Below are 20,672 nucleotides of genomic sequence, written 5' to 3' on the forward strand. Positions count from 1 at the left end.
GAAGAATATGTACCGTTACGACGAGTTCGATCACGCATTTGTTGAAGGCCGCGTGGCACAGTTTCGCGATCAGGTCGAGCGCCGGTTGTCCGGCGAGCTTGCCGAGGACGCGTTCAAGCCGCTGCGCCTTATGAACGGTGTCTATCTCCAGCTCCATGCCTATATGCTACGCGTCGCCATTCCTTACGGCACGCTGAATTCGCAGCAGATGCGGATGCTGGCCCATATCGCCCGCAAATATGACCGGGGTTACGGCCACTTCACCACCCGCCAGAACATTCAGTACAACTGGCCGCGCCTGTCCGACACGCCCGATATCCTCTCCGAACTGGCAAGCGTGGAAATGCATGCGCTGCAGACCTCGGGTAACTGCATTCGCAACGTGACCGCCGACCATTTCGCGGGCGCCGCCGCAGACGAGGTCGCCGATCCGCGTCCTTATGCGGAAATCCTGCGTCAATGGTCTTCCGTGCATCCGGAGTTCTCGTTCCTGCCGCGCAAGTTCAAGATCGCTGTAACGGGTGCCGAGCGCGACCGCGCCGCCATTCAGGTTCACGATATCGGTCTGCATCTGAAAAAGAACGACAAGGGCGAGATCGGTTTTGCCGTCTATGTCGGTGGCGGGCAGGGCCGTACGCCGATGATCGCCAAGAAGATCCGCGACTTCCTGCCGGAAGAGGACCTGCTGTCCTATACCACGGCCGTCATGCGCGTTTACAACCTGCACGGCCGCCGCGACAACAAATACAAGGCGCGTATCAAGATCCTCGTGCATGAAACCGGCGCAGAAGAACTGGCCCGCCAGGTCGAGGTTGAATTCGCGGAGCTGAAAAACACGGAATTGAAGCTGCCGGATGCCGATATTGCAGCCATCACCGCCTATTTCGCACCGCCAGCGCTGAAGGACCGTCCTGAAGGCTGGGAGAGCCTGGCGCGCTGGAAGCGGGCGGATGAGGGGTTTGCCCGTTTTGTCGAGCAGAACGTCCAGCCGCATAAGCATCCGGACTACGGCATGGTGACGATTTCCCTGAAGCCGATTGGCGGCATTCCCGGCGATGCGACCGACGAGCAGATGGAACTCGTCGCCGATATCGCCGCCGAATACGCTTTTGACGAAATCCGCATCAGCCACGAGCAGAACATCATCCTGCCGCATGTGGCGCTGGCCGATCTCGAGCCGGTCTATCGCGCACTTGTAGGAGCTGGACTGGCGACTGCCAATGCCGGGCTGATTACCGATATCATTGCCTGTCCCGGGCTGGACTATTGCGCGCTTGCCAATGCGCGCTCCATTCCGGTGGCGCAGGAGATCTCTACCCGTTTCGGCGCGCCGGAACGTCAGGCGGAAATCGGCGAGCTGAAGATCAAGATTTCCGGCTGCATCAATGCCTGCGGCCACCACCATGTCGGCCATATCGGCCTTCTGGGTGTTGAGAAGAAGGGTGCTGAACTCTACCAGATCACGCTTGGCGGATCGGGTGATGAAAACACCTCGATTGGTGAGATCATTGGCCGCGGTTTCGAGCCGGAAAAAGTGACCGACGCGGTGGAAACCATCGTCGACACCTATCTGGGCTTGCGCCTTTCGAAGGAAGAAACCTTCCTCGAAGCCTATCGCCGCGTCGGACCGCAGCCGTTCAAGGATGCGCTCTACGGTTCCGCCGCTGAAGCCGCCTGAGGAGATTGCCATGACGAAAATCTGGAACCGCGACGGCTTCGTGGAAAACGATCCCTGGGTGATCGAAACGGAAGAAGTGAAGGCAACTGCCGAGCAGAAATCGGTGCTGTCGCTCGCTGATTTCCTTGTCCGTGCGGCTGAAAGCAATGATGTCGGCCTCGGCGTTCTGATTGCGCCAGCCGACGATGTCACCCGGCTCGAGCCCTATCTCGACCGTATCGACCTTGTCGCCGTCAGCTTCCCGGCCTTCAATGACGGGCGTGGTTTCAGCCATGCCTCGTTGCTGCGCAGCCGTCTTGATTTTGCGGGTGAGGTGAGGGCGGTTGGCGATGTTTTGATCGACCAGGTGCCGCTGATGCTGCGCACCGGCTTTACCAGCTTTGCGGTGACGAACGAGACGGCGATCCGCCGCCTGTCCGAAAATCGCCTGCCGGAAATCCCGGTCTATTACCAGCCGACGGCCCTTCCGGCCAACGGTGGAGAGGCCTATAGCTGGCGCCGCCGTGCGGCCCAATGACGCGTTGCGCGGAAATATGAGTTTTAGATGCATATTTTCTGCGCGCATGGCAGTATTGATATTCTCATGCCTTCAAACCGCGGCAAAAATGGTATAATTGCCCGGTCGAAGAATGTCGCTTATCGAATGAATGGACGGAACCTGAAATGAACGCGCCAGCCAAGACGGAAGATTTCGCGATCAAGATACCTGATGGTGTTTACGCCGAGACAGTGTTGTCGGTGGAACACTATACGGATCACCTGTTCCGTTTCCGCATGACGCGTCCGGCCGGCTTCCGTTTCCGTTCCGGCGAATTCGCCATGATCGGCCTGATGGTCGGCGAAAAGCCGATCTACCGCGCCTATTCCATCGCCAGCCCTGCCTGGGACGAGGAACTGGAATTCTTCTCGATCAAGGTTCCGGATGGTCCGCTGACCTCGCATCTTCAGGCGATCAAGCCGGGCGATACCGTGCTTATGCGCAAGAAGCCGACAGGCACTCTGGTTCTGGATGCCCTGACACCTGGCAGACGGCTCTATATGTTCTCGACCGGCACCGGCATCGCACCTTTCGCAAGCCTGATCCGCGATCCCGAGACCTATGAAAAGTTTGAAGAGGTCATCCTCACCCATACCTGCCGCGATGTGGCCGAGCTGAAGTACGGTTTCGATCTGGTCGACGAGATTCGCAACCATGAATTCCTGAACGAGATCGTCGGTGACAAGCTCAAGCATTATGCGACCGTCACGCGCGAGGATTACCCCTTCAAGGGCCGCATTACATCGCTGATTGAGAACGGCAAGCTGTTTGCGGATCTGGGTGTTCCCGCACTTGATCCCGCTATTGATCGCGGCATGATCTGCGGTTCTTCGGCCATGCTGAAGGACACGAAGGAACTCCTGGAAAAGGCCGGCCTTAACGAAGGTGCGAACAACAAGCCTGCCGAGTTCGTCATCGAGCGCGCTTTCGTCGGGTAAAACCGAAATTTGCACGGGTTGGATGAAGGAGGCCGTGAGGCCTCCTTTTTTATTTGTACGGTTTACTGAGGCAGTGCTTCGTCGTCCTGCTTCGGGGCGATCTCGTTTCGGTAGATGAAGAAGAGGGCGATGGCGATGGCCGATATGCCGCCGCCAACCAAGTGCGAAAGGGCGTAACCGCCTTTGGTGACCAGCCACCCGGCAACGACGTTGCTGAGGGACGCACCAATGCCCTGCACCATCATGACGCTTGCAAGACCGACATTGAACCGGCCTGTTCCCTTGAGAATGCGTTCGGCGGCCACAGGCGTCGCGATGCCCAGAAGGCCGGCACCGATACCGTCAAGCAACTGCACCGGAAAGATTACCCAGAAATCCGTGAAGGCGGAGGCCAGCAGACCGCGGATCGGCAGGGCCGCAAGCGCGATCAGGAACACCGTCGCAAGACCGAAGCGACGGATCAGCCACGGCGCCAAGGCCGCAACGAAGATCATGGCAAATTGCGCGACACCGGTAATAATCGCTGTCGTGCGGAATGGTGTCTGAAGTTCGATGGCGAAATTCTGCGCGATAAGCCGTCCCATCGGGGCGTTGCCGAAGTGGAAGATGAGAAGAATGATCGCGAGGAATATCAGACCGCGTTCGTGAAGCAGCACGTTGATGCCTGACGGCCCCGGTTCGCCCTTGTCCTCGCCAAGGCCGCGCGCCACCTTGTGGTCGATCCTGTCGGGGTCGATGGCGGCGGCGGCAACAAGTGCGCCGGCAGCCGTCAGAAGCATCAGCCCGATGACGCCATGCAGGCCGAAGAAGGAGACGGCAACGTAAGTGGCGAAGAGCGATGCGAAATTGCCGCCATGGTTCCAGAATTCGTTTCGCGATATCTGACGGGAGAACAGGCGTTCACCGACCAGACCGAGCGTCAGCCCGGCCAGAGCCGGTCCCACGACGGCGCCGACAACCGCAGTCATGATCTGGCCGGTCCAGACGATCCACGCATCGGGAAAAATCAGCGTAATCAGCGCTCCGACGGTCACGAGAACGACGGGGATGGCAATCAACGTTCTTTTCCACGTTGTGCCGTCCACCAACGCGCCGCAGAGCGGTGTGGCAAGCAGACCGACGAGGCCTCCGACCGTGGCGATCATCCCCAGTGAAAGCGAAGACCAGCCCTGTGTCGCCAAAAATGCGTCCAGGAACGGCCCTAGACCGTCGCGGGCATCGGCCAGAAAGAAATTAAGCGCCGCAAGGGCAAAAAGCGTGCGGTCTGACATACCACCGCTGCGAGGCAGACCGCCGGAAGGGAGGCTGCCGCGCGGTGCCGAAACGCCGATCGTCGTCATGAAATATGCTCCGAAAAATATGCGGTAGGTGATCAGAAATTGATCGACGCTGGCAAGAAACATCTATGCCTGCATTTGGTTGCATCGGCACGATAGAAACATGAGCCTCCCGAATTTTTTGACAGTTGCTAAATAAACCGGAGGAACGTTTGACGGTGCGAGCGAGTTAGTCTTCGTGAAAAATTGGATACGCGCCATGAAAACGACGGCTATCACGAGTTTATTTTTTGCAGGGCTGCTCGGTGTGCAGCCGGCACTAGCGGACGAACGCGAATTCCTCTCGTCGCTGAAAGGCACATGGGCGGGCAAGGGAACAGTGATCACCCGCATTGGCACGCCGCCAATCAACGTCAATTGTACGCTGAATTCCAAAGCGGGGACGTCGTCGCTCAATATGTCCGGCACATGCCGTGGCCTTCTGGTGGTCAGGCGCGCAATCGCGGCCGACCTGTCGGAGAAAGGCGGACGTTACAGCGGCGCTTACACCGGACCCTCTGGCAGACCGTCGGCCCTTTCCGGTACGCGGCAGGGAAATGCAATCAACCTGACGGTTCGCTGGAACCGCGACATCAATGGTGACCGCGTCGCAGCCATGACAATCGAAAAAGTTGGGCAGAACGGCTTGCGGCTTCGCACCACCGACAAGGATGGCAGGACCGGCAAGACGGTGGTGACGAGCGATATCCGGCTGGTGCGCTGACCAAGCCGTGAGATGAAGACAATGACCGATAAGGCGGCTTAAGCCTCTAGCTGAATTCGAGCAACAAGGGGCAATGATCCGAGACTTCCGGCTGTCTAACCACATCGAAGTGATCGACCTGCACAACCCGATTGACCAGCATGTAATCTGCAAAACGGTTTTGTTTGGCATAATGTGAGGTGCGCGTGTCTGTGAAACCACGTGTCGTGACGAGTTCGATGAGATTCAGCTTCTTCAATACCGTGAAGGTGTCGCTCTCAGGCAGAACATTAAAATCGCCGCAGACGATGATCCGGTCACCATCTTCCGCGATGTCTTTGACGAGTTTCACGAGGCGTTTTGCCTGCATCAGACGGGCGGGAATATCGTGTTTGCCGTTGGGGTCACGCAGCCCATGCATATGGGCGATGACGGCCGGCTGGCCGGTCGTGAAGTCGAAGACCCTGACAGCATGGCCCGTGCGCGAACGCGGGTGATCTCCGTATCCATTCGCAGAAAAGGCGCCGTGCACGAAACCTTGCGCTTGCGCAACAATGGCGATGGATTTACGCACGAAAGTCGCCAGCCCCCATTGTGAAGGATATCGTGTCTCCCCGTGCCAGAGGTCGCCCTGTGACGCCGGGCAGAAGATTGCCAGATGATCGGGTAGGGCGTCTGCGACATCGCGAAGGAAGTTCGCCCTTTGCGGCAGGTCCATACCGTCATCGCGATAGCTCAGCCAGTCCTCCTCGGCTGCCGGTGTATGCACCACTTCCTGCAAACATAGAATGTCGGGATCGGACGCGGAGATATAGGGAACAAGCTCGTCATGGAGCTTGCCGCCCCAACCATTCAGGCAAATCAAACGCATTCAAACTCCATCACCGCTTAAATTGCAGCATCCGGTTTAGCATGGAACGGGTGACGATCAATCGCATGTGACGTGGTCGCCCGGTCTTGGGGCTTGTGTCCGGAACGAAAAAGGCCCGGAGCGATCCGGGCCTTCACAAGTTCGTTCGTACCGATGCCTTTATTCGGCGGCTTCGGCATAAGCCTCCATCGGCGGGCAGGTGCAGATGAGGTTGCGGTCGCCATAGACATTGTCAATACGGTTGACCGGCGACCAGTATTTGTCGATGCGGAAGGCGCCGGGCGGGAAGCAGCCCTGTTCGCGGCTGTAGGGACGATCCCACTCGCCGACGAGATCTTCCACCGTGTGCGGCGCGTTCTTCAGCGGATTGTTGGTCTTGTCCGCACGGCCTTCCTCGATGTCGCGGGCTTCCTCGCGGATCGCCAGCATGGCATCGCAGAAACGGTCGATTTCCGCCTTGGTCTCGGATTCCGTCGGCTCGATCATCAGCGTGCCGGCAACCGGCCAGCTCATGGTCGGCGCATGGAAACCGCAGTCGACGAGGCGCTTTGCAACGTCGTCCACCGTCACGCCGCAGCTGTCTGCCAGCGGGCGGGTGTCGATGATGCACTCATGCGCCACACGTCCCGTTTCGGACTTGTAGAGCACGTCGTAAGCGCCCTTCAGCCGTTCGGCGATGTAGTTGGCGTTGAGGATCGCAACCTTGGTCGCCTGCGTCAGCCCTTCGCCGCCCATCATCAGGCAGTAGCTCCAGGAAATCGGCAGGATCGATGGCGAGCCGAAGGGGGCAGCCGAAACCGCACCCTCACGACCGTCCGTCGTCGGATGGCCGGGAAGATAGGGAGCCAGGTGCGCCTTCACGCCGATCGGCCCCATGCCCGGACCGCCGCCGCCATGCGGAATGCAGAAGGTTTTGTGCAGGTTGAGGTGGCTGACGTCGGAACCGATATCGCCGGGACGGGCAAGACCGACCATGGCGTTCATGTTGGCGCCGTCAAGATAGACCTGACCACCGTGTTGATGGGTGATCTCGCAAATCTCGCGAACCGTCTCCTCAAACACGCCATGGGTGGACGGATAGGTGATCATGCAGCACGAGAGGTTTTCCGCATACTGCTCTGCTTTTGCTCGGAAATCGTCGATATCAATATCGCCATTTTCCCGCACCTTCACCGGCACCACTTTCATGCCGACCATCTGCGCGGAGGCTGGATTGGTGCCATGCGCCGAGGTTGGAATGAGGCAAACGTCGCGATGTGCGCCGCCATTGGCGATGTGATAGTTGCGGATGGTCAGGAGCCCCGCATATTCCCCTTGCGCGCCGGAATTCGGCTGCATGGAGAAGGCGTCGTAACCGGTGACCGAGCACAGCTTTTCCGAGAGATCATCGATCATCTCCTTGTAGCCGAGCGCCTGATTGGCCGGCACGAAGGGATGGATGTCGGAAAATTCCGGCCACGTGATAGGCAGCATTTCCGCAGTTGCGTTCAGTTTCATAGTGCAGGAACCGAGCGGGATCATCGAGCGGTCGAGCGCAAGATCACGGTCCGAAAGACGGCGGATGTAACGGGTCATCTCGCTTTCGGCACGGTTCATGTGGAAGATCGGATGCGTCATGTACTGGCTGGTGCGCAGCAGTTCCTTCGGCAGGCGATATTCCGGCTCGAAATCCGAGATCGAGAAATTGCCGCCGAATGCGCGCCAGACCGCCTCAAGCGTTGCGGGACGCGTGCGCTCGTCAAGGCTCATGCCGATCTTGGTCGCGCCGACCTTGCGCAGGTTCACACCTTCCGCAACGGCAGAGCGCAGGATGACGCCCTGCATATGGCCGACTTCGACGGTGATGGTGTCGAAGAAGGTTTCCGGCTCGATGAGGTAGCCAAGTTTCTCCAGGCCCTTGGCCATCAAAACGGCCTTCTGGTGGGTCTGCTGGGCAATCGCCTTGATGCCCTGCGGGCCATGGAAGACGCCATACATCGACGCCATGACTGCAAGCAGCACCTGCGCGGTGCAGATGTTGGAGGTAGCCTTCTCGCGGCGGATATGCTGCTCGCGGGTCTGCAGCGACAGGCGATAGGCGCGGTTGCCGCGCGCATCGACGGAGACGCCGACCAGACGGCCAGGCATGGAGCGTTTATGCGCGTCCTTGACTGACATATAGGCCGCATGCGGGCCGCCGTAACCGACCGGAACGCCGAAACGCTGCGAGGTGCCGATGGCGATATCCGCACCCATTTCACCGGGTGATTTCAACAGCGTCAGCGCCAGAAGATCGGCGGCAACGGCAGCGATGGCGCCGGTCTGGTGCAGGCGGGAAATCAGGCCCGAGAAATCGCTGACATGACCGTGGGTGCCCGGATACTGGAAGATCGCGCCGAATACGTCGACAGGATCGAGATCGGTAAAGGGATTGCCAACGATCACCTTCCAGCCGAGTGGCGCCGCACGGGTCTCGATCAGCGCGATGGTCTGCGGGTGGCAATTGGCATCGACGAAGAAGGCGGTCGCCTTGGACTTCGCGACGCGCTGGCACATCGCCATGGCTTCGGCGGCGGCGGTCGCTTCATCGAGCAGCGATGCGTTGGCGACATCGAGGCCGGTCAGATCGCAGACCATGGTCTGGTAGTTCAGCAGTGCCTCAAGACGACCCTGGCTGATTTCCGGCTGGTAAGGCGTATAGGCTGTGTACCAGGCCGGGTTTTCCAGAATGTTGCGCTGGATCACCGGGGGCGTGATCGTGCCGTAATACCCCTGGCCGATCAGCGAGGTCAGTACCTGGTTCTTGTTGGCCGTTTCGCGCAGGCGGTCGAGCGCCTCGCGTTCGGTCAGCGCGGCACCCCAGGTCAGCGGCACCTTCTGGCGGATGGAGGAGGGAACGGTGGCGTCGATCAGGGCATCGAGGCTCTTGTAGCCGATGACCTTCAGCATCTCCGCCATTTCCGACGGCGATGGCCCGATGTGACGCCGGTTGGCGAAATCATAGGGCTGATAGTCGGTGAAATGGAATTCCGTGGGCGTCGTCATTACGCGATCAGCTCCTTGTAGGCTGCCTCGTCGAGCAGCGTATCGGCATCCGCAGCGTTGGAGAGCTTCAGCTTGAAGAACCAGCCGGCACCCTGCGGATCGGAATTGACCAGCGAAGGATCGTCGACGATGGCCTGGTTGATTTCCACCACTTCGCCATCCAGCGGACAATAGACATCGGAAGCCGCCTTGACGGATTCAACGGTCGCCGCGTCGCCATTCTTGGAGAAGGTGGCGCCCACTTCCGGCAATTCGACGAAGACGAGGTCGCCAAGCTGTTCAGCGGCGTGGCTGGTAATGCCAACGGTGGCGATATCGCCTTCGAACTTCAGCCATTCGTGTTCTGCGGTAAATTTCAGCATCGTATTCTCTCCGGAGATGGGATGAAGATTATCGTTTGTAGGTGGGCTTGATGAAGGGCAGGGCAGCGACGGTGACGGGCAGATATTTGCCGCGCACTTCTGCAAAGATCGCCGTGCCGGGAGCAGTATAGGCCGCAGGGACGTAACCCATGGCAACGGGACCTTCGACCGACGGACCGAAGCCGCCGGAGGTCACTTCGCCGATTTCCGTCTTGCCCTCGGCATCCGCGAAAAGCTTGGAATGACCGCGCACCGGTGCCTTGCCCTCTGGCTTCAGGCCGACGCGACGGCGCGATGTGCCGCCCTTGAGTTCGCCTAGAATGCGCTCCGCACCCGGGAAACCGCCTTCGCGATCACCGCCGGCGCGGCGCGCCTTCTGGATCGCCCATTCAAGCGAGGCTTCGATGGGAGAGGTCGTTGTATCGATATCGTTGCCGTAGAGACAAAGGCCAGCTTCAAGACGCAGGCTGTCGCGCGCTCCAAGCCCGATCGGCTCGCAATCAGGATGCTCGAGCAGGGCCTTGGCGATCTCTTCCGCCTTTTCGGCAGGCACGGAGATTTCAAAACCATCCTCGCCGGAATAACCGGAGCGGGAAACGATGCAGGGCACGTCGTGCAGGGGAACTTCCAGCACGTCCATGAACTTCATTTCGGAAACACCGGCCCAAAGTTCGGCCAGAACCGCTTCCGCGCGTGGTCCCTGAAGCGCAATCAGCGCCCGATCATCGAGAAGGGTAATGTCGCAAGTGTCGGAGAGATGCGCCTTCATATGGGCGACATCGGCGTCCTTGCAGGCCGCATTGACGACGACGAAAAGGTGATCGCCGCGATTGGTGATCATCAGATCATCCAGAATACAGCCGTTTTCATCGGTGAAGAAACCGTAACGCTGGCGTCCTTCCTTTAGGCCGAGAATGTCAACCGGCACCAGTTTTTCAAGCGCGATTGCGGCATCTGCATTGTTGCCCGACTTCGCCTTCAGGATAACCTGGCCCATGTGGGACACGTCGAAGAGGCCGGCAGAGGTGCGGGTCTGAAGATGTTCCTTCAGCACGCCCGCCGGATATTGCACGGGCATGTCGTAACCGGCGAAAGGCACCATGCGGGCGCCAAGGGAAACATGCAGGGAATGGAGCGGCGTGATTTTAAGCTCGGCGGTATCGTCCAAGGACGCCTCCAGGGTTGCGCGAAAGATCGCGCGGGCTCAGGTCATGACGCGAAAAACGCGCCGGGTTCAAGAGCCCCCTCTGTCCTTGTCGCCTGAGATTGTTATCCCTTCGGCGAGCCGTCCTTATGAAAGGTGGCTTCTCTCCAGAGTTCCGTCGTCACCGCTGGTCCTTTTGCCTGAGAGTTTCCGGGGCGGTTGCTCCTTCGGCACCGCAATGAAGCGGTTTCTCCCAACGATGATGCGAGGCTCATTATCTTCGAAGCCCGGTCATTGGCAAGGACGAAATGACGCATCTGAACAGATTTTTGCTCCATCTGCGCCATCGCTGGCTAGATACACGGCGAGTTCCATGCATGAGGCGTGCCGTCAGTCTGATTTTTTCTCCGGCAGACCCTTGCGCTTTGTCGACGCCAGTTCATCAAGTTCCTTTTCTGTCATGGACTTCTCCATGCTTTTTGAAGCACCTTGTAAACTGGATTTCTTGACTTCACCGCGTTTGGCGGCAAGCGCCGCACCTGCGGCTTTCTGTTGGGCTTTTGATTTGGCTGGCATGTCGGTACTCCTTCCGAAACGATCCGTATTGGAAAGGAAATGCCGCCCTGTATTGATTGTTCCGTTGAGCGGCTGGGCCTGCGGCAAATTTCCCCTTTGAAATCGGAAGGAAAGAGGGGTATCGCCAGAAGATGGACGCAAATCGAAAACGACCGCTGACAAGGGTGGAGAAAATGCTTCGCATTTTCTGCGCGGTGTTGATGTTGTCGCTTGGTTTTGCTCACAAGCCCGCGCTCGCCGCGGCACCTGCCGTTGTTCTGGATGAGAGCTACCGGCTGCCGGACGGCACCTTTGCCGAAATCTGCCTAGGCCACAGCGGCGGGGTAAATGCCTCGCACCCCAATGACGGCCCCGCCCATTCAAGCGATGCGATCCTGTTTTGCGAGGCCTGCCTGCTGGCCTCGTCCATTCTCTTGCCGGTGCCCGATGCGGCCGGCTGGCTGAGGACGGAATTCGCCTGGCTCGACAATCGCCTGACCGCGGAATGGGGCTTTCACTCGGTCCAGACAATCCGCAAACCGTCCGCACGCGGCCCACCATCCCTATCCGCCTGATCTCTTCGTTTCACTGGATCATCGCCGCCGGGTGGCGGCACGGAGCAGCTGCCCGGGCCAATGGCGCCGCAGTCGCAAGGACAAACAAATGAAAACCACCAAGATCATCACCTGCACCCTGTTCGTCGCCTCCGTCTCGACGGCGCAGGCCTTCGCCCATACGACTTTCGTTGACGGTTCGGCCGAACAGGAAAGCACCATCGTTGCCGCACTTCAGGTGCCGCATGGCTGCGATGGCGGACTTGCCACCACAGAAGTGCAGATCAGGCTGCCGGAAGGGTTTATCACTGCCAAGCCGCAGCCCAAGGCCGGTTGGGACCTTGAGATCATCAAGGGCGACTATCAGAAAGCCTACAAGAACCACGGAAAGGACATCAAAAGCGGCCCGGTCGAAATCCGCTGGAAGGGTGGCAACCTGCCGGACGAGTTCTATGACACCTTTGCCGTTCAGGGAAAAATCTCCGGCATAGAGGCCGGGCAGGACCTTCCCTTCAAGGTGACGCAGCTTTGTGGCGACAAAGGCAAGGTTTCCTGGAACGAGGTAGCGGCCGCAGGCGTCGATCCGCATTCGCTGAAGAGCCCGGCGCCGACCATCCGCGTTACCGCAAAAGCGCATGCCGGTGGGCATGACCATTCCACTATGGCCATGGATATGGATATGGACGTGGTGAAGGCTGGCAATCTCGAGCTTTCGGCTGGCGCGACAAAGGCCATGCTGCCCGGTCAGCCCGTGGGCGGCGGTTATGTAACGATCAAGAATACCGGTTCCAGCGACGACAAGCTGATCGGCGTCGAATCCTCCGCCGCCGGCCGTGCGGAAATTCACGAAATGGCCATGGTCAACGACGTCATGAAGATGCGCAAGCTGGATGACGGCATCGTCATTCCCGCCGGTGAGACAGTGGAACTGAAGCCCGGCGGCCTGCACATGATGTTCTTCAACGTGAAGAAGCTGTTCGCCGAAGGCGACAAGGTGCCGGTGACGCTGATCTTTGAAAAGGCTGGCAAGGTCGAGATTGTGCTTTCCGCAGGCTCGGCCAAGGGTGGTGACGACAAGAACGCTCACCAGCACAACTGACGCAAAAAAGAGGCTGCCGGAACGCAATACTCATCCGGCAGCCTCAGCTTGTTCGACCAATATTATTTTGTAACAGTCAGCTTGGCCTGCATACCCGCTTCGTAGTGACCTTTTATGTTGCATAAGAGGAGATATGTGCCGGGCGTAAGCTTTGCCTTGAGCTGACCATCGCCGCCGGGCTTCAGGTCGGCCACTTCGCCAAGACTTTTAAGCTGTTTTTCATCGACACGGTGTTTCGCGGTATTGAGCGGTATTTTTTCGTCTGCAGACTTCAGCTTGACGAGCACCATTTCGTGCTGCTCGCTCATGGCATCATTATGCACATGAAACACAGCTTCACCGGCTTTGACTGTCGTCTGGTCCATCACGAGTGTCATTGGTCCGCCACCTTCACCGCCTTCAGTGACCTTGATCGTCGTGGCGGCGAAAGCCGGCGCCGAAACAAGGAGCGCGATCGTGGTAGCTGTGACATGACGAGCAATAGAAATCATGGTCTTCCTCCAGTTGGTACCGAAGGACTAAAATTTGAAACTGACAACAACCTGAACGCGCGAAATGCGCATCTAAAAACTAATAAATCGATTTAATAAATACGGATATTGAATTGATATTATAAGTTTTTATTGGATTCATTTTCCTCGTAGGCCTGCACGGCCTGATCGAGTGTTGTCTGGGGGGCGTGCCGCTGGCTGGCGCTTGTCAGGAAATAGAGGGTCAAGGCCGGCGGCTTGATGGCGGTGAGCAAGGCTCTCAGCTGGAAATCGTCTCCCTGTTCGGCCTTGCGCGCCAATTCGTGAATGGCTTCCTCAACCTCGCTTCTGCGCGATACACGCTGCGACGGCTTCACGGCCTCCAGTGCGTAGGCCGCAGTGTTTGCAGAAACGGAAAGAACCTGTGTCATCCAACCTCCGGCCATCCTTCGCCGACCCGTAAAACCGCAGATTAGCAGCTGCGTCTTGTTGGAAGGCTAAATCGCGGACGTGCAATTTAATCGAGTTTTAATCGAAAAAAGGTCGGGACGAGGGGGTTTCACCACCCGTGGCTATGTTCTAGAAAACGTGTTCAACAGACCCGTCGGGCATTTCTCCGGAGACATTCCCCAAATGCTGAATATCGCTCTTGTCGCAGCAGGCGGCGCAATCGGTTCGGTTTTCCGCTATCTGGTTGGTCTGTTGAGTGTGCGCCTGGTGGGCATGACTTTCCCTTGGGGAACGCTGGTGGTGAATGTGGTCGGATCCTTCCTCATCGGTTTCCTGGTTGAGCTTGTTGCAAGGCGGCTGAACGCGTCTATGGAGATGCGCCTGTTTCTGGTCACCGGCGTTCTCGGTGGCTTCACCACCTTTTCGTCCTTCTCGCTGGATGCGGTAGCGCTTTTCGAACGCGGAGCGCTCGGCCTTTCGGCGGTTTACATCACGGCAAGTCTGGTGGTTTCCATCGCGGCGGTTTTCGCCGGGCTGGCCTTGGGCCGCAGTTTGTTCTAAAGGCTTGCTCCAAACGGTGCGCCGGAGAACAGGGCGCGCGATCAAGACAGAGAGACTGGAAATTTCATGGCAGGTATCGAGCATATCAAGGTCGAGGCCGACGAGGCCGGTATGCGCCTCGATCGCTGGTTCAAGATTCACTATCCGGGTCTGGGGTTCGGGCAGCTGCAAAAGCTGCTGCGCTCCGGGCAGGTGCGTGTGGACGGCGGCCGGGTGAAGACGGACGCACGGGTGCAGCCGGGACAGATGGTGCGTGTGCCGCCGGTCGATTCCGACCTCAAGATCAAAAGCGGACCGATCGGATCCAGGGACCTCAAACATTCGGCAGACGGCGAACTTCTGGCGCGCATGCTGCTGCATGAGGACGACAAGGTTCTGGTGTTCAACAAGCCAGCTGGCATTGCCGTGCAGGGCGGCTCGGGCGTCAACCGTCACATCGACGGGCTTCTGGAAGCATGGACCAGCCCGAAGGGAGAAAAGCCGCGTCTGGTGCACCGTCTGGACCGTGACACATCGGGTGTGCTGGTGGTGGCCCGCACCCGAGGTGCTGCACAGAAGCTGACGGCAGCTTTCCGCGAGCGCGATACCAAGAAGACCTATTGGGCGCTGGTTCGCGGCGTGCCGCGCAAGCATCAGGACAAGATTTCCACCTGGCTGGTCAAGGAGCAGACCCCCGACGGCGACCGCATGCGCATCGCCAAGCACGGCGAGGAGGGGGCAGATCACGCCATTTCCTATTACCGTGTCATCGATACCGCCGCGCAAAACCTCGCCTGGCTGGAAATGGAGCCCTATACCGGCCGTACCCACCAGCTGCGCGTTCACGCGCTGCATATGGGGCACCCGATCATCGGCGATCCCAAATATTACATCGATGATCCGAACTGGGATTTTCCGGGCGGTGTACAAAAGCGTCTGCACCTGCACGCACGCCATATCGACATTCCGCACCCGAATGGCGGCCGGCTTCGCGTCAGCGCGCCTTTGCCACCGCATATGGTACAGACTTGGAACCTGCTCGGCCTCGACGTGGCCGATGGCGACAGGGAAGGCTGATATCAGATGAAACTCGTTCTTTTCGATTGTGACGGCACGCTGGTCGACAGCGCCGGCCTTATCCATGCCGTCATGGTCGATACCTTCGCCGATTTCGGAAAGCCACGGCCTGATATTGCGCAGACCAAGGCAATCATCGGCCTGACGCTCGACATCGCCATCGCCCGCATGCTCGGTAAGGCGCATGTGGATGACGAGGCACGCGCGATGACTGAGCGCTATCGGGAAATCTACCACCCGATCCGCGCCCGACCTGGCATGATCGAGCCGCTGTTCGACGGTATCGCGCCCTTGATCGACACGCTCGCCAGGCGGGATGAGGTGCTGATCGGCGCGGTCACCGGCAAGGGCCGTCGCGGGTTGACCCATATTCTCGAAACGCATGGTTTCGCCGAGCATTTCATCGTGTCGCGCACGGCGGATGATTGCCCTTCCAAGCCGCATCCGGCCATGGTGATGGAATGTTGCCATGAAACCGGCATGGTTCCAGCCGACACTGTCGTCGTCGGCGATGCTATCTATGACATGCAGATGGCAAAGGCGGCAGGCGCAAAGGCCATCGGCGTTGCCTGGGGCTACGCCTCGGTCGATGATCTCTGGAAGGCAGGCGCAGACGCCGTCGTCAGCCATCCGAGCGAAATTCTGGCCCATGTTCCCGCCGATATTTTTGAATGACCCTTTCTATTCGACTGATGAGGACGTGCCATGCGTGATCTCCTGAACGACCTTTCGGAAGGCCTCAGCCACCCCGATCCGATCCTTCGCGCCCAAATCCAGATGCAGCGGCCCCTGCCGAAACGTTTCTATAAGGACGTTACCGTTGCTGACGTGGAAGACGGCGGCTTCACCATCCATCTCGATGGCAAACCTTTGCGAACGCCCGCCAAGAAGCCGCTTGTCTTGCCATCCAAGGCGCTTGCGGACCTGCTTCGCGGTGAATGGGATGCGCAGAAAGAAGTGGTGAACCCGGTCGTCATGCCGGTCTCGCGGCATGTGAACACGGCCATCGACGGCATCGCCAGCGACACCCAGGCGGTTTTCGAGGACATCCTGCGCTTTTCCTCTTCCGATCTCCTGTGCTACCGCGCAGGTCAACCGGAAGCGCTTGTGGCGCGGCAGGCGGACCATTGGGATCCGGTGATCGACTGGGCAGCCAATGTTCTCGGCGCACGCTTCATTCTCGTCGAAGGCGTCATGCATCGCGATCAGCCTCGGGAAGCTGTTGCAGCCTTTGCCGTGACGCTCAAAAAATACGATACGCCGATCGCGCTTGCCGCGCTGCATACCATGACGTCGCTGACCGGCTCCGCCATTCTGGCGCTGGCACTGGCGGAAGGACAACTGACGCTGGAGGAAACCTGGGCGCTGGCCCATCTTGACGAGGACTGGACCGCCGAACATTGGGGCGAGGACGAGGAGGCGCTGGAGCGCCGCGCCACCAGGCTCATCGACATGCGTGCAGCACTCAACGTTCTGGAGGCGTTGAGGAGCGCGCCTTAACGCTTTTCTAACCCTGATGACCGAATATGCGGTTACCTCACGTTAGGGGAGCCGCAGATCATGAACACTCGATTGAAACGCCTTGGCATTGTTGTGCTGGCGTGTTTCACGCTCATGTCTTTCAGGCTGGAACCGGAGGCGACCAATGCCGACCGGCTGCTTTATGATGTGCGTGGCGCCTTTGTCGCGGCACGGCCGGATGTAGCGCCGGCATTGATGCAATCCATTCATGCGCAACTACAGAATGCGATCAAAACGACGGCACGCGGCGAAATCAGACCGCGCGTGGTGCTGACCATTCGCCTCGCATCAGTCACCCGCGGCCCCTTCCTGTTTGGAGAACGGGCATCGGCCCGTGTCATCGTTCGTGCGGCCGCCGTGGCGACGGGCGAGGTGATCGCCGAGGCCAAATTCACAGCCACCGTCGTCAGCTTCGACAATCAGTCGATTGAGCAGGATCTCGCTTACGGCGTCGCGGAGCGCGTGATCCGTGAGTTCCGGCTGAGCCGACCCGGACCGACAACGCTGGCGACGGCGCTGTTTCCGTGAACAAGTATAGTTTCCAGACAGAGTTTAAACTGGTTTCACAAGAAGGCCGGTGGCCATGGACTGGAAAGCCTCGACAGCCTTCGGCAGCACCCTCACGGGATCATCACTGGCGGCGATCCAGAGCGCAGCATTAAGTGCAGCGCCGCTTAGAAGCCGGGCAGCAGCTTCCGCATCGACTGACTTGATGACCCCTTGTTTGATGAGGCTCTGAACCGTCCGCTTGGTCGCCTGCAGACAATTGCTCTGGCTAGGCCACTGCGAGGGATCACCCAACACCGCAGGCCCGTCGAGCAGAACGATGCGTTGTACTTCGGGGTCAAGTGCCATTTCGATATAGGCGGCGCCCTCGGCGAGCAAACCTTGCCAATCGCCCCCGGCCAGTCCCCCGATCTCCTGAGCGCGCGACGCCATTTCAGAATCGATCTGATCGACCACCGCCGCTAGAAGCCCACGCTTATCTCCGAAATTGTGATAAAGCGCTCCACGCGTCAGACCAACCTCCGCGGTCAACTCGTCCATTGATGCGGCAGAGTATCCCTTTTCGGCGAAAATCTTTCGTGCAGCCGCGATCAGCTTTACGCGATTTTCCTCCATCGTTTCCGCGCGTCGTTTAGCCATTTTCTCCTCAATTTCACATACGTGACGTATACGGGTTGACATACGGCATGTATGCCACCAAATTCAAATACGCACCGTATATCAAATAAGGCGTTGTATGAAGCGCTCGAAGCGTAATGTTCCGCCCAGAGGGTGCACTCGATTACAAAGAAGAGAGATTTAAAAATGACGAAGCGCGAAGCAATCTTTCCCGCTAACAGACATGCTCTTTACGAGGAGCACGGCTATTCGGCGGCTATTCGATCCGGGGACCTTTTGTTTGTTTCCGGGCAGGTGGGCAGCCGTTCCGATGGAACGCCAGAACCCGATTTTGAACGTCAGGTACAATTGGCTTTCGAAAATCTCAAAGCCACGCTGCATGCAGCGGGCTGTACATTTGATGATATTGTCGACGTGACGACATTCCATACGGACCCCGAAAAACAGTTCGGAACCATCATGGCCGTCAAGCAGCAGATTTTCAGCAAGAAGCCTTACCCGAACTGGACTGCAATAGGCGTGAACTGGCTCGCGGGCTTCGATTTCGAGATCAAGGTCATCGCCCGCATTCCTTCGGATGCATAAATCTCCGAAAGCTATGGGTAAGACGGCGTACTGAAAACGCCGTCACGTCGCTGTTCAAGATGTCGGTCGAATCCAAACCGCGCAGGTTAAGCTTCCCCTTTCGCAGCCTTAGCCAAGCCGCTCGGCATGCCATTTCAGATGGTCATCCATGAAGCTGGAGATGAAATAATAAGAGTGGTCGTAACGCTCGTGCATGCGCAGCGTCAGGGCCGATATCGGTTCCTTTGATCGCCTCTTCGAACAGCCAGGGACGCAGGCCTTTTTCGAGGAAACTGTCGGCCTTGCCCTGGTCGATCAGGAATTCCGGAAAACGGGCGCCGTCTTCGACCAGCGAGCAGGCGTCGTATTGCCGCCATGCGGCACGATCCGTTCCGAGATATTTTTCCAGCGCCGGTTCGGACCAGTCGGCAGAGGAGGGGGCGACGATAGGGGCGAAAGCGGAGCAGCTCTTGAAGCGGTCTGGGTTCTTAAGCGCAATCGTCATGGCGCCATGGCCGCCCATCGAATGGCCGAAAATGCCCTGACGGCTCATATCCGCGCGGAAATGCTGGCCAATGAAGGCTGGCAGCTCTTCCGTCACGTAGCTGTACATATGGTAGTGCTCCGACCAAGGCTCCTGCGTGGCGTCGAGATAAAAGCCGGCGCCCTTGCCCATCTGCCAGTTGGTCACTTCATCAGGCACATCGTTGCCTCGCGGGCTGGTATCCGGGCAGACGATGATCAGCCCGAGTTCGGACGCCATGCGGCGATATTCGCCTTTTTCCATGACATTGGCGTGGGTGCAGGTGAGGCCGGAAAGATACCACAGAACCGGACAAGGCTCGCTGATCGCCTTCGGCGGCACATAGACTGCAAAGGTCATCTCGCATTTGAGGGTTTCGGATAGGTGCGAAAATACGCCCTGCATGCCGCCAAAGGCCGTATTTTGCGAGATGATATTCATGAAGCCATTCCTTTATGAAGAGGTTTTCCGGTTCAGCCCGCAAGCGCGACCGCAGCATTGACCGCCGCTGCCACCAGAACCGTGTTGAAGAAGAAGGAGACGATGGAGTGCAACAGCGTGACCTTGCGCATCGGTGTCGTGGTTACAGCAACATCCGAGGTCTGCGCTGTCATGCCGATGACAACAGCGAAATAGAGGAAGTCGTAACCGCAGGGTTCCTTCGTCGCCGGGAAATCCATGCCGCCGCGATGCTGGCGCTTGCCATCAACGGTTTCCGGACGCCAGTAAAGATGCGCGTAGTGCAAGGCGGTCATGGTGTGGATCGTCAGCCACCCGAAAATGACGGAGCCGAAGGCGAGCAGCAGCGTCCAGACGGTTTCGCCGGAATGGTTGAGTGCCTGGAAAAGTGAAACGACGGCGACGGTGGCAGCGATCAGCGTAATGGCGATGATGGCCATCGCCGGCAGGTCATCACTATCGGCATGCGCTTTCAGGTGCTGGGCCGTTAATTTCGGAAGCCGAAAGGCCACCAGCCCGAGATAGGTCAGGAAAAACAGAATGGCTGCAATTTCGATGGCAAGCGTCCGTGCGAATGCCAGCGCCAAGCCGAGGCCGAGGGCGCCAACAAGAAGAGCGACGAAGAAAGGCTTATGGCGGCTATAGGTGTTGCTCTGCGGATTGGCCGGGGTCATGGGCTGCGACTTCCTGGTTACGCGGTCATTTTTTGACACGGCGGCAGAAACGGTCAAGCGTCTCCAGAAAAGCAGACCGGTCGCGCGGCGAAAAAGCCGCGTTATATCCCTTGCTCTCACCGGTTTCGCGCAGGTGTGCGCCAAGGTCGCGCATCGCAGTTGCCATGCCGATGTTGGTTTGGTCGAAAACGCGGCCGGTCGGTCCCGTCACCAGCGCGCCCCTGGCAACGCAACGCCCGGCGAGCGGCACATCGGCGGTGATGACGATATCGTTTTCGCCCGCACGCTCCGCAATCCAGTCATCCGCCGCATCGAAAACGGCCGATACGATCACGTTTTTCACCATCGGATCGCGCGACGGGCGCAAACCGGAATTGGCAACGAAAGTCACCTCCAGCCCATGCCGTTCCGCCACCTTGAGAATCTCGGGTTTCACGGGGCAGGCGTCGGCATCGACATAGATTTGCGGGGTCTGCGACATGGGCAC

Annotated in this window: 23 protein-coding genes, 1 pseudogene and 1 riboswitch; of the genes and pseudogenes, 12 read left to right on the top strand and 12 right to left on the bottom strand. The window is 58.7% G+C overall.

Translation table 11 applies throughout. The annotated features are described in order from the left end of the window. The first annotated feature begins 7 nt into the window (after positions 1-7). The 3 genes from CRO62_RS24660 to CRO62_RS24670 all read left to right on the top strand — a co-directional run bounded on the left by CRO62_RS24660 (position 8) and on the right by CRO62_RS24670 (position 3,154). Positions 8-1,678, top strand: a complete 1,671-nt coding sequence (locus tag CRO62_RS24660) for a nitrite/sulfite reductase (RefSeq protein ID WP_003512935.1) — start codon at positions 8-10, stop codon at positions 1,676-1,678. A gap of 10 nt (positions 1,679-1,688) precedes the next feature. Beyond that, positions 1,689-2,195: a DUF934 domain-containing protein gene (locus CRO62_RS24665; protein ID WP_097102470.1), complete on the top strand. Its 507-nt coding sequence runs from the start codon at positions 1,689-1,691 to the stop codon at positions 2,193-2,195. A gap of 146 nt (positions 2,196-2,341) precedes the next feature. Further along, positions 2,342-3,154: a ferredoxin--NADP reductase gene (locus tag CRO62_RS24670; RefSeq protein WP_097102473.1), complete on the top strand. Its 813-nt coding sequence runs from the start codon at positions 2,342-2,344 to the stop codon at positions 3,152-3,154. Between the two features lie 62 nt (positions 3,155-3,216). Here CRO62_RS24670 and CRO62_RS24675 read toward each other — a convergent pair whose 3' ends face one another. Beyond that, positions 3,217-4,557: an MFS transporter gene (locus tag CRO62_RS24675; protein WP_179784619.1), complete on the bottom strand. Its 1,341-nt coding sequence runs from the start codon at positions 4,555-4,557 to the stop codon at positions 3,217-3,219. Between the two features lie 133 nt (positions 4,558-4,690). Here CRO62_RS24675 and CRO62_RS24680 point away from each other — a divergent pair, with 133 nt between their 5' ends. Beyond that, positions 4,691-5,194 carry a hypothetical protein gene (locus tag CRO62_RS24680; RefSeq protein ID WP_013636046.1) on the top strand — a complete coding sequence of 168 codons (504 nt, stop codon included), beginning with the start codon at positions 4,691-4,693 and terminating at the stop codon, positions 5,192-5,194. A gap of 46 nt (positions 5,195-5,240) precedes the next feature. On the opposite strand, the gene CRO62_RS24685 is transcribed toward CRO62_RS24680, so the two are convergent. From CRO62_RS24685 to CRO62_RS24705, 5 genes are all read right to left on the bottom strand, one after another. After that, positions 5,241-6,044 carry an endonuclease/exonuclease/phosphatase family protein gene (locus tag CRO62_RS24685; protein ID WP_097102475.1) on the bottom strand — a complete coding sequence of 268 codons (804 nt, stop codon included), beginning with the start codon at positions 6,042-6,044 and terminating at the stop codon, positions 5,241-5,243. Positions 6,045-6,203: 159 nt separating this feature from the next. Beyond that, positions 6,204-9,068 (bottom strand): aminomethyl-transferring glycine dehydrogenase, encoded by a 2,865-nt coding sequence (gcvP, locus tag CRO62_RS24690; RefSeq protein ID WP_097102477.1) that lies wholly within the window; start codon positions 9,066-9,068, stop codon positions 6,204-6,206. Beyond that, positions 9,068-9,430 carry a glycine cleavage system protein GcvH gene (gene gcvH, locus CRO62_RS24695; RefSeq protein WP_003512948.1) on the bottom strand — a complete coding sequence of 121 codons (363 nt, stop codon included), beginning with the start codon at positions 9,428-9,430 and terminating at the stop codon, positions 9,068-9,070. The genes gcvP and gcvH overlap by 1 nt, the downstream gene beginning before the upstream one ends. 28 nt (positions 9,431-9,458) lie before the next feature. Continuing rightward, the gene (gene gcvT / locus CRO62_RS24700; protein ID WP_097102479.1) at positions 9,459-10,598 is read right to left on the bottom strand and encodes a glycine cleavage system aminomethyltransferase GcvT; all 1,140 of its coding nucleotides are present in this window, start codon (positions 10,596-10,598) and stop codon (positions 9,459-9,461) included. Between the two features lie 154 nt (positions 10,599-10,752). After that, positions 10,753-10,840: riboswitch (glycine riboswitch) on the bottom strand. 124 nt (positions 10,841-10,964) lie between these two features. Next, positions 10,965-11,150 carry a DUF3008 family protein gene (locus tag CRO62_RS24705; RefSeq protein ID WP_003496099.1) on the bottom strand — a complete coding sequence of 62 codons (186 nt, stop codon included), beginning with the start codon at positions 11,148-11,150 and terminating at the stop codon, positions 10,965-10,967. A 173-nt stretch (positions 11,151-11,323) separates the two neighbouring features. On the opposite strand from CRO62_RS24705, the gene CRO62_RS24710 reads away from it, so the two are divergent. Next, complete coding sequence (locus tag CRO62_RS24710) at positions 11,324-11,704, top strand: hypothetical protein (RefSeq protein ID WP_097102481.1); 381 nt, start codon at positions 11,324-11,326, stop codon at positions 11,702-11,704. Positions 11,705-11,792: 88 nt separating this feature from the next. Next, positions 11,793-12,782, top strand: a complete 990-nt coding sequence (locus CRO62_RS24715) for a copper chaperone PCu(A)C (RefSeq protein ID WP_097102483.1) — start codon at positions 11,793-11,795, stop codon at positions 12,780-12,782. 62 nt (positions 12,783-12,844) lie between these two features. Here the strand turns inward: CRO62_RS24715 and CRO62_RS24720 are convergent, their stop codons facing one another. Both CRO62_RS24720 and CRO62_RS24725 read right to left on the bottom strand, forming a co-directional pair. After that, the gene (locus CRO62_RS24720) at positions 12,845-13,273 is read right to left on the bottom strand and encodes a plastocyanin/azurin family copper-binding protein (RefSeq protein WP_003512955.1); all 429 of its coding nucleotides are present in this window, start codon (positions 13,271-13,273) and stop codon (positions 12,845-12,847) included. Between the two features lie 119 nt (positions 13,274-13,392). Further along, complete coding sequence (locus CRO62_RS24725) at positions 13,393-13,683, bottom strand: hypothetical protein (RefSeq protein ID WP_097102485.1); 291 nt, start codon at positions 13,681-13,683, stop codon at positions 13,393-13,395. Between the two features lie 202 nt (positions 13,684-13,885). Here CRO62_RS24725 and crcB point away from each other — a divergent pair, with 202 nt between their 5' ends. From crcB to CRO62_RS24750, 5 genes are all read left to right on the top strand, one after another. Beyond that, positions 13,886-14,263, top strand: a complete 378-nt coding sequence (gene crcB / locus CRO62_RS24730; protein ID WP_097102487.1) for a fluoride efflux transporter CrcB — start codon at positions 13,886-13,888, stop codon at positions 14,261-14,263. A gap of 66 nt (positions 14,264-14,329) precedes the next feature. Beyond that, positions 14,330-15,319, top strand: coding sequence for an RluA family pseudouridine synthase (locus CRO62_RS24735; RefSeq protein WP_097102489.1), 990 nt, complete (start codon positions 14,330-14,332; stop codon positions 15,317-15,319). A gap of 6 nt (positions 15,320-15,325) precedes the next feature. Continuing rightward, positions 15,326-15,994, top strand: coding sequence for an HAD family hydrolase (locus CRO62_RS24740; RefSeq protein WP_097102491.1), 669 nt, complete (start codon positions 15,326-15,328; stop codon positions 15,992-15,994). A gap of 30 nt (positions 15,995-16,024) precedes the next feature. Next, a complete protein-coding gene (locus tag CRO62_RS24745; RefSeq protein ID WP_097102493.1) occupies positions 16,025-16,819 on the top strand; it encodes an ATP12 family chaperone protein in 795 nt (264 codons plus the stop codon). Between the two features lie 60 nt (positions 16,820-16,879). Continuing rightward, positions 16,880-17,368: a hypothetical protein gene (locus tag CRO62_RS24750; RefSeq protein ID WP_013636057.1), complete on the top strand. Its 489-nt coding sequence runs from the start codon at positions 16,880-16,882 to the stop codon at positions 17,366-17,368. A 24-nt stretch (positions 17,369-17,392) separates the two neighbouring features. On the opposite strand, the gene CRO62_RS24755 is transcribed toward CRO62_RS24750, so the two are convergent. Beyond that, complete coding sequence (locus CRO62_RS24755; RefSeq protein ID WP_097102494.1) at positions 17,393-17,986, bottom strand: TetR/AcrR family transcriptional regulator; 594 nt, start codon at positions 17,984-17,986, stop codon at positions 17,393-17,395. Between the two features lie 165 nt (positions 17,987-18,151). Between CRO62_RS24755 and CRO62_RS24760 the strand changes: the two genes are divergently transcribed. Next, positions 18,152-18,550: a RidA family protein gene (locus CRO62_RS24760; protein ID WP_097102496.1), complete on the top strand. Its 399-nt coding sequence runs from the start codon at positions 18,152-18,154 to the stop codon at positions 18,548-18,550. 108 nt (positions 18,551-18,658) lie between these two features. Here the strand turns inward: CRO62_RS24760 and fghA are convergent. From fghA to CRO62_RS24775, 3 genes and pseudogenes are all read right to left on the bottom strand, one after another. Beyond that, positions 18,659-19,493: pseudogene (fghA, locus tag CRO62_RS24765) on the bottom strand (S-formylglutathione hydrolase). Positions 19,494-19,525: 32 nt separating this feature from the next. Next, positions 19,526-20,185 carry a DUF1345 domain-containing protein gene (locus CRO62_RS24770; RefSeq protein WP_097102498.1) on the bottom strand — a complete coding sequence of 220 codons (660 nt, stop codon included), beginning with the start codon at positions 20,183-20,185 and terminating at the stop codon, positions 19,526-19,528. Positions 20,186-20,210: 25 nt separating this feature from the next. Further along, entirely contained in the window at positions 20,211-20,666 is a 456-nt protein-coding gene (locus tag CRO62_RS24775; RefSeq protein ID WP_097102500.1) for a YaiI/YqxD family protein, read from the bottom strand. Positions 20,667-20,672 lie beyond the last annotated feature (6 nt).

It is taken from the genome of Rhizobium sp. AN6A (genome assembly GCF_900215635.1).
GTDB classification, from domain to species: domain Bacteria; phylum Pseudomonadota; class Alphaproteobacteria; order Rhizobiales; family Rhizobiaceae; genus Agrobacterium; species Agrobacterium tumefaciens.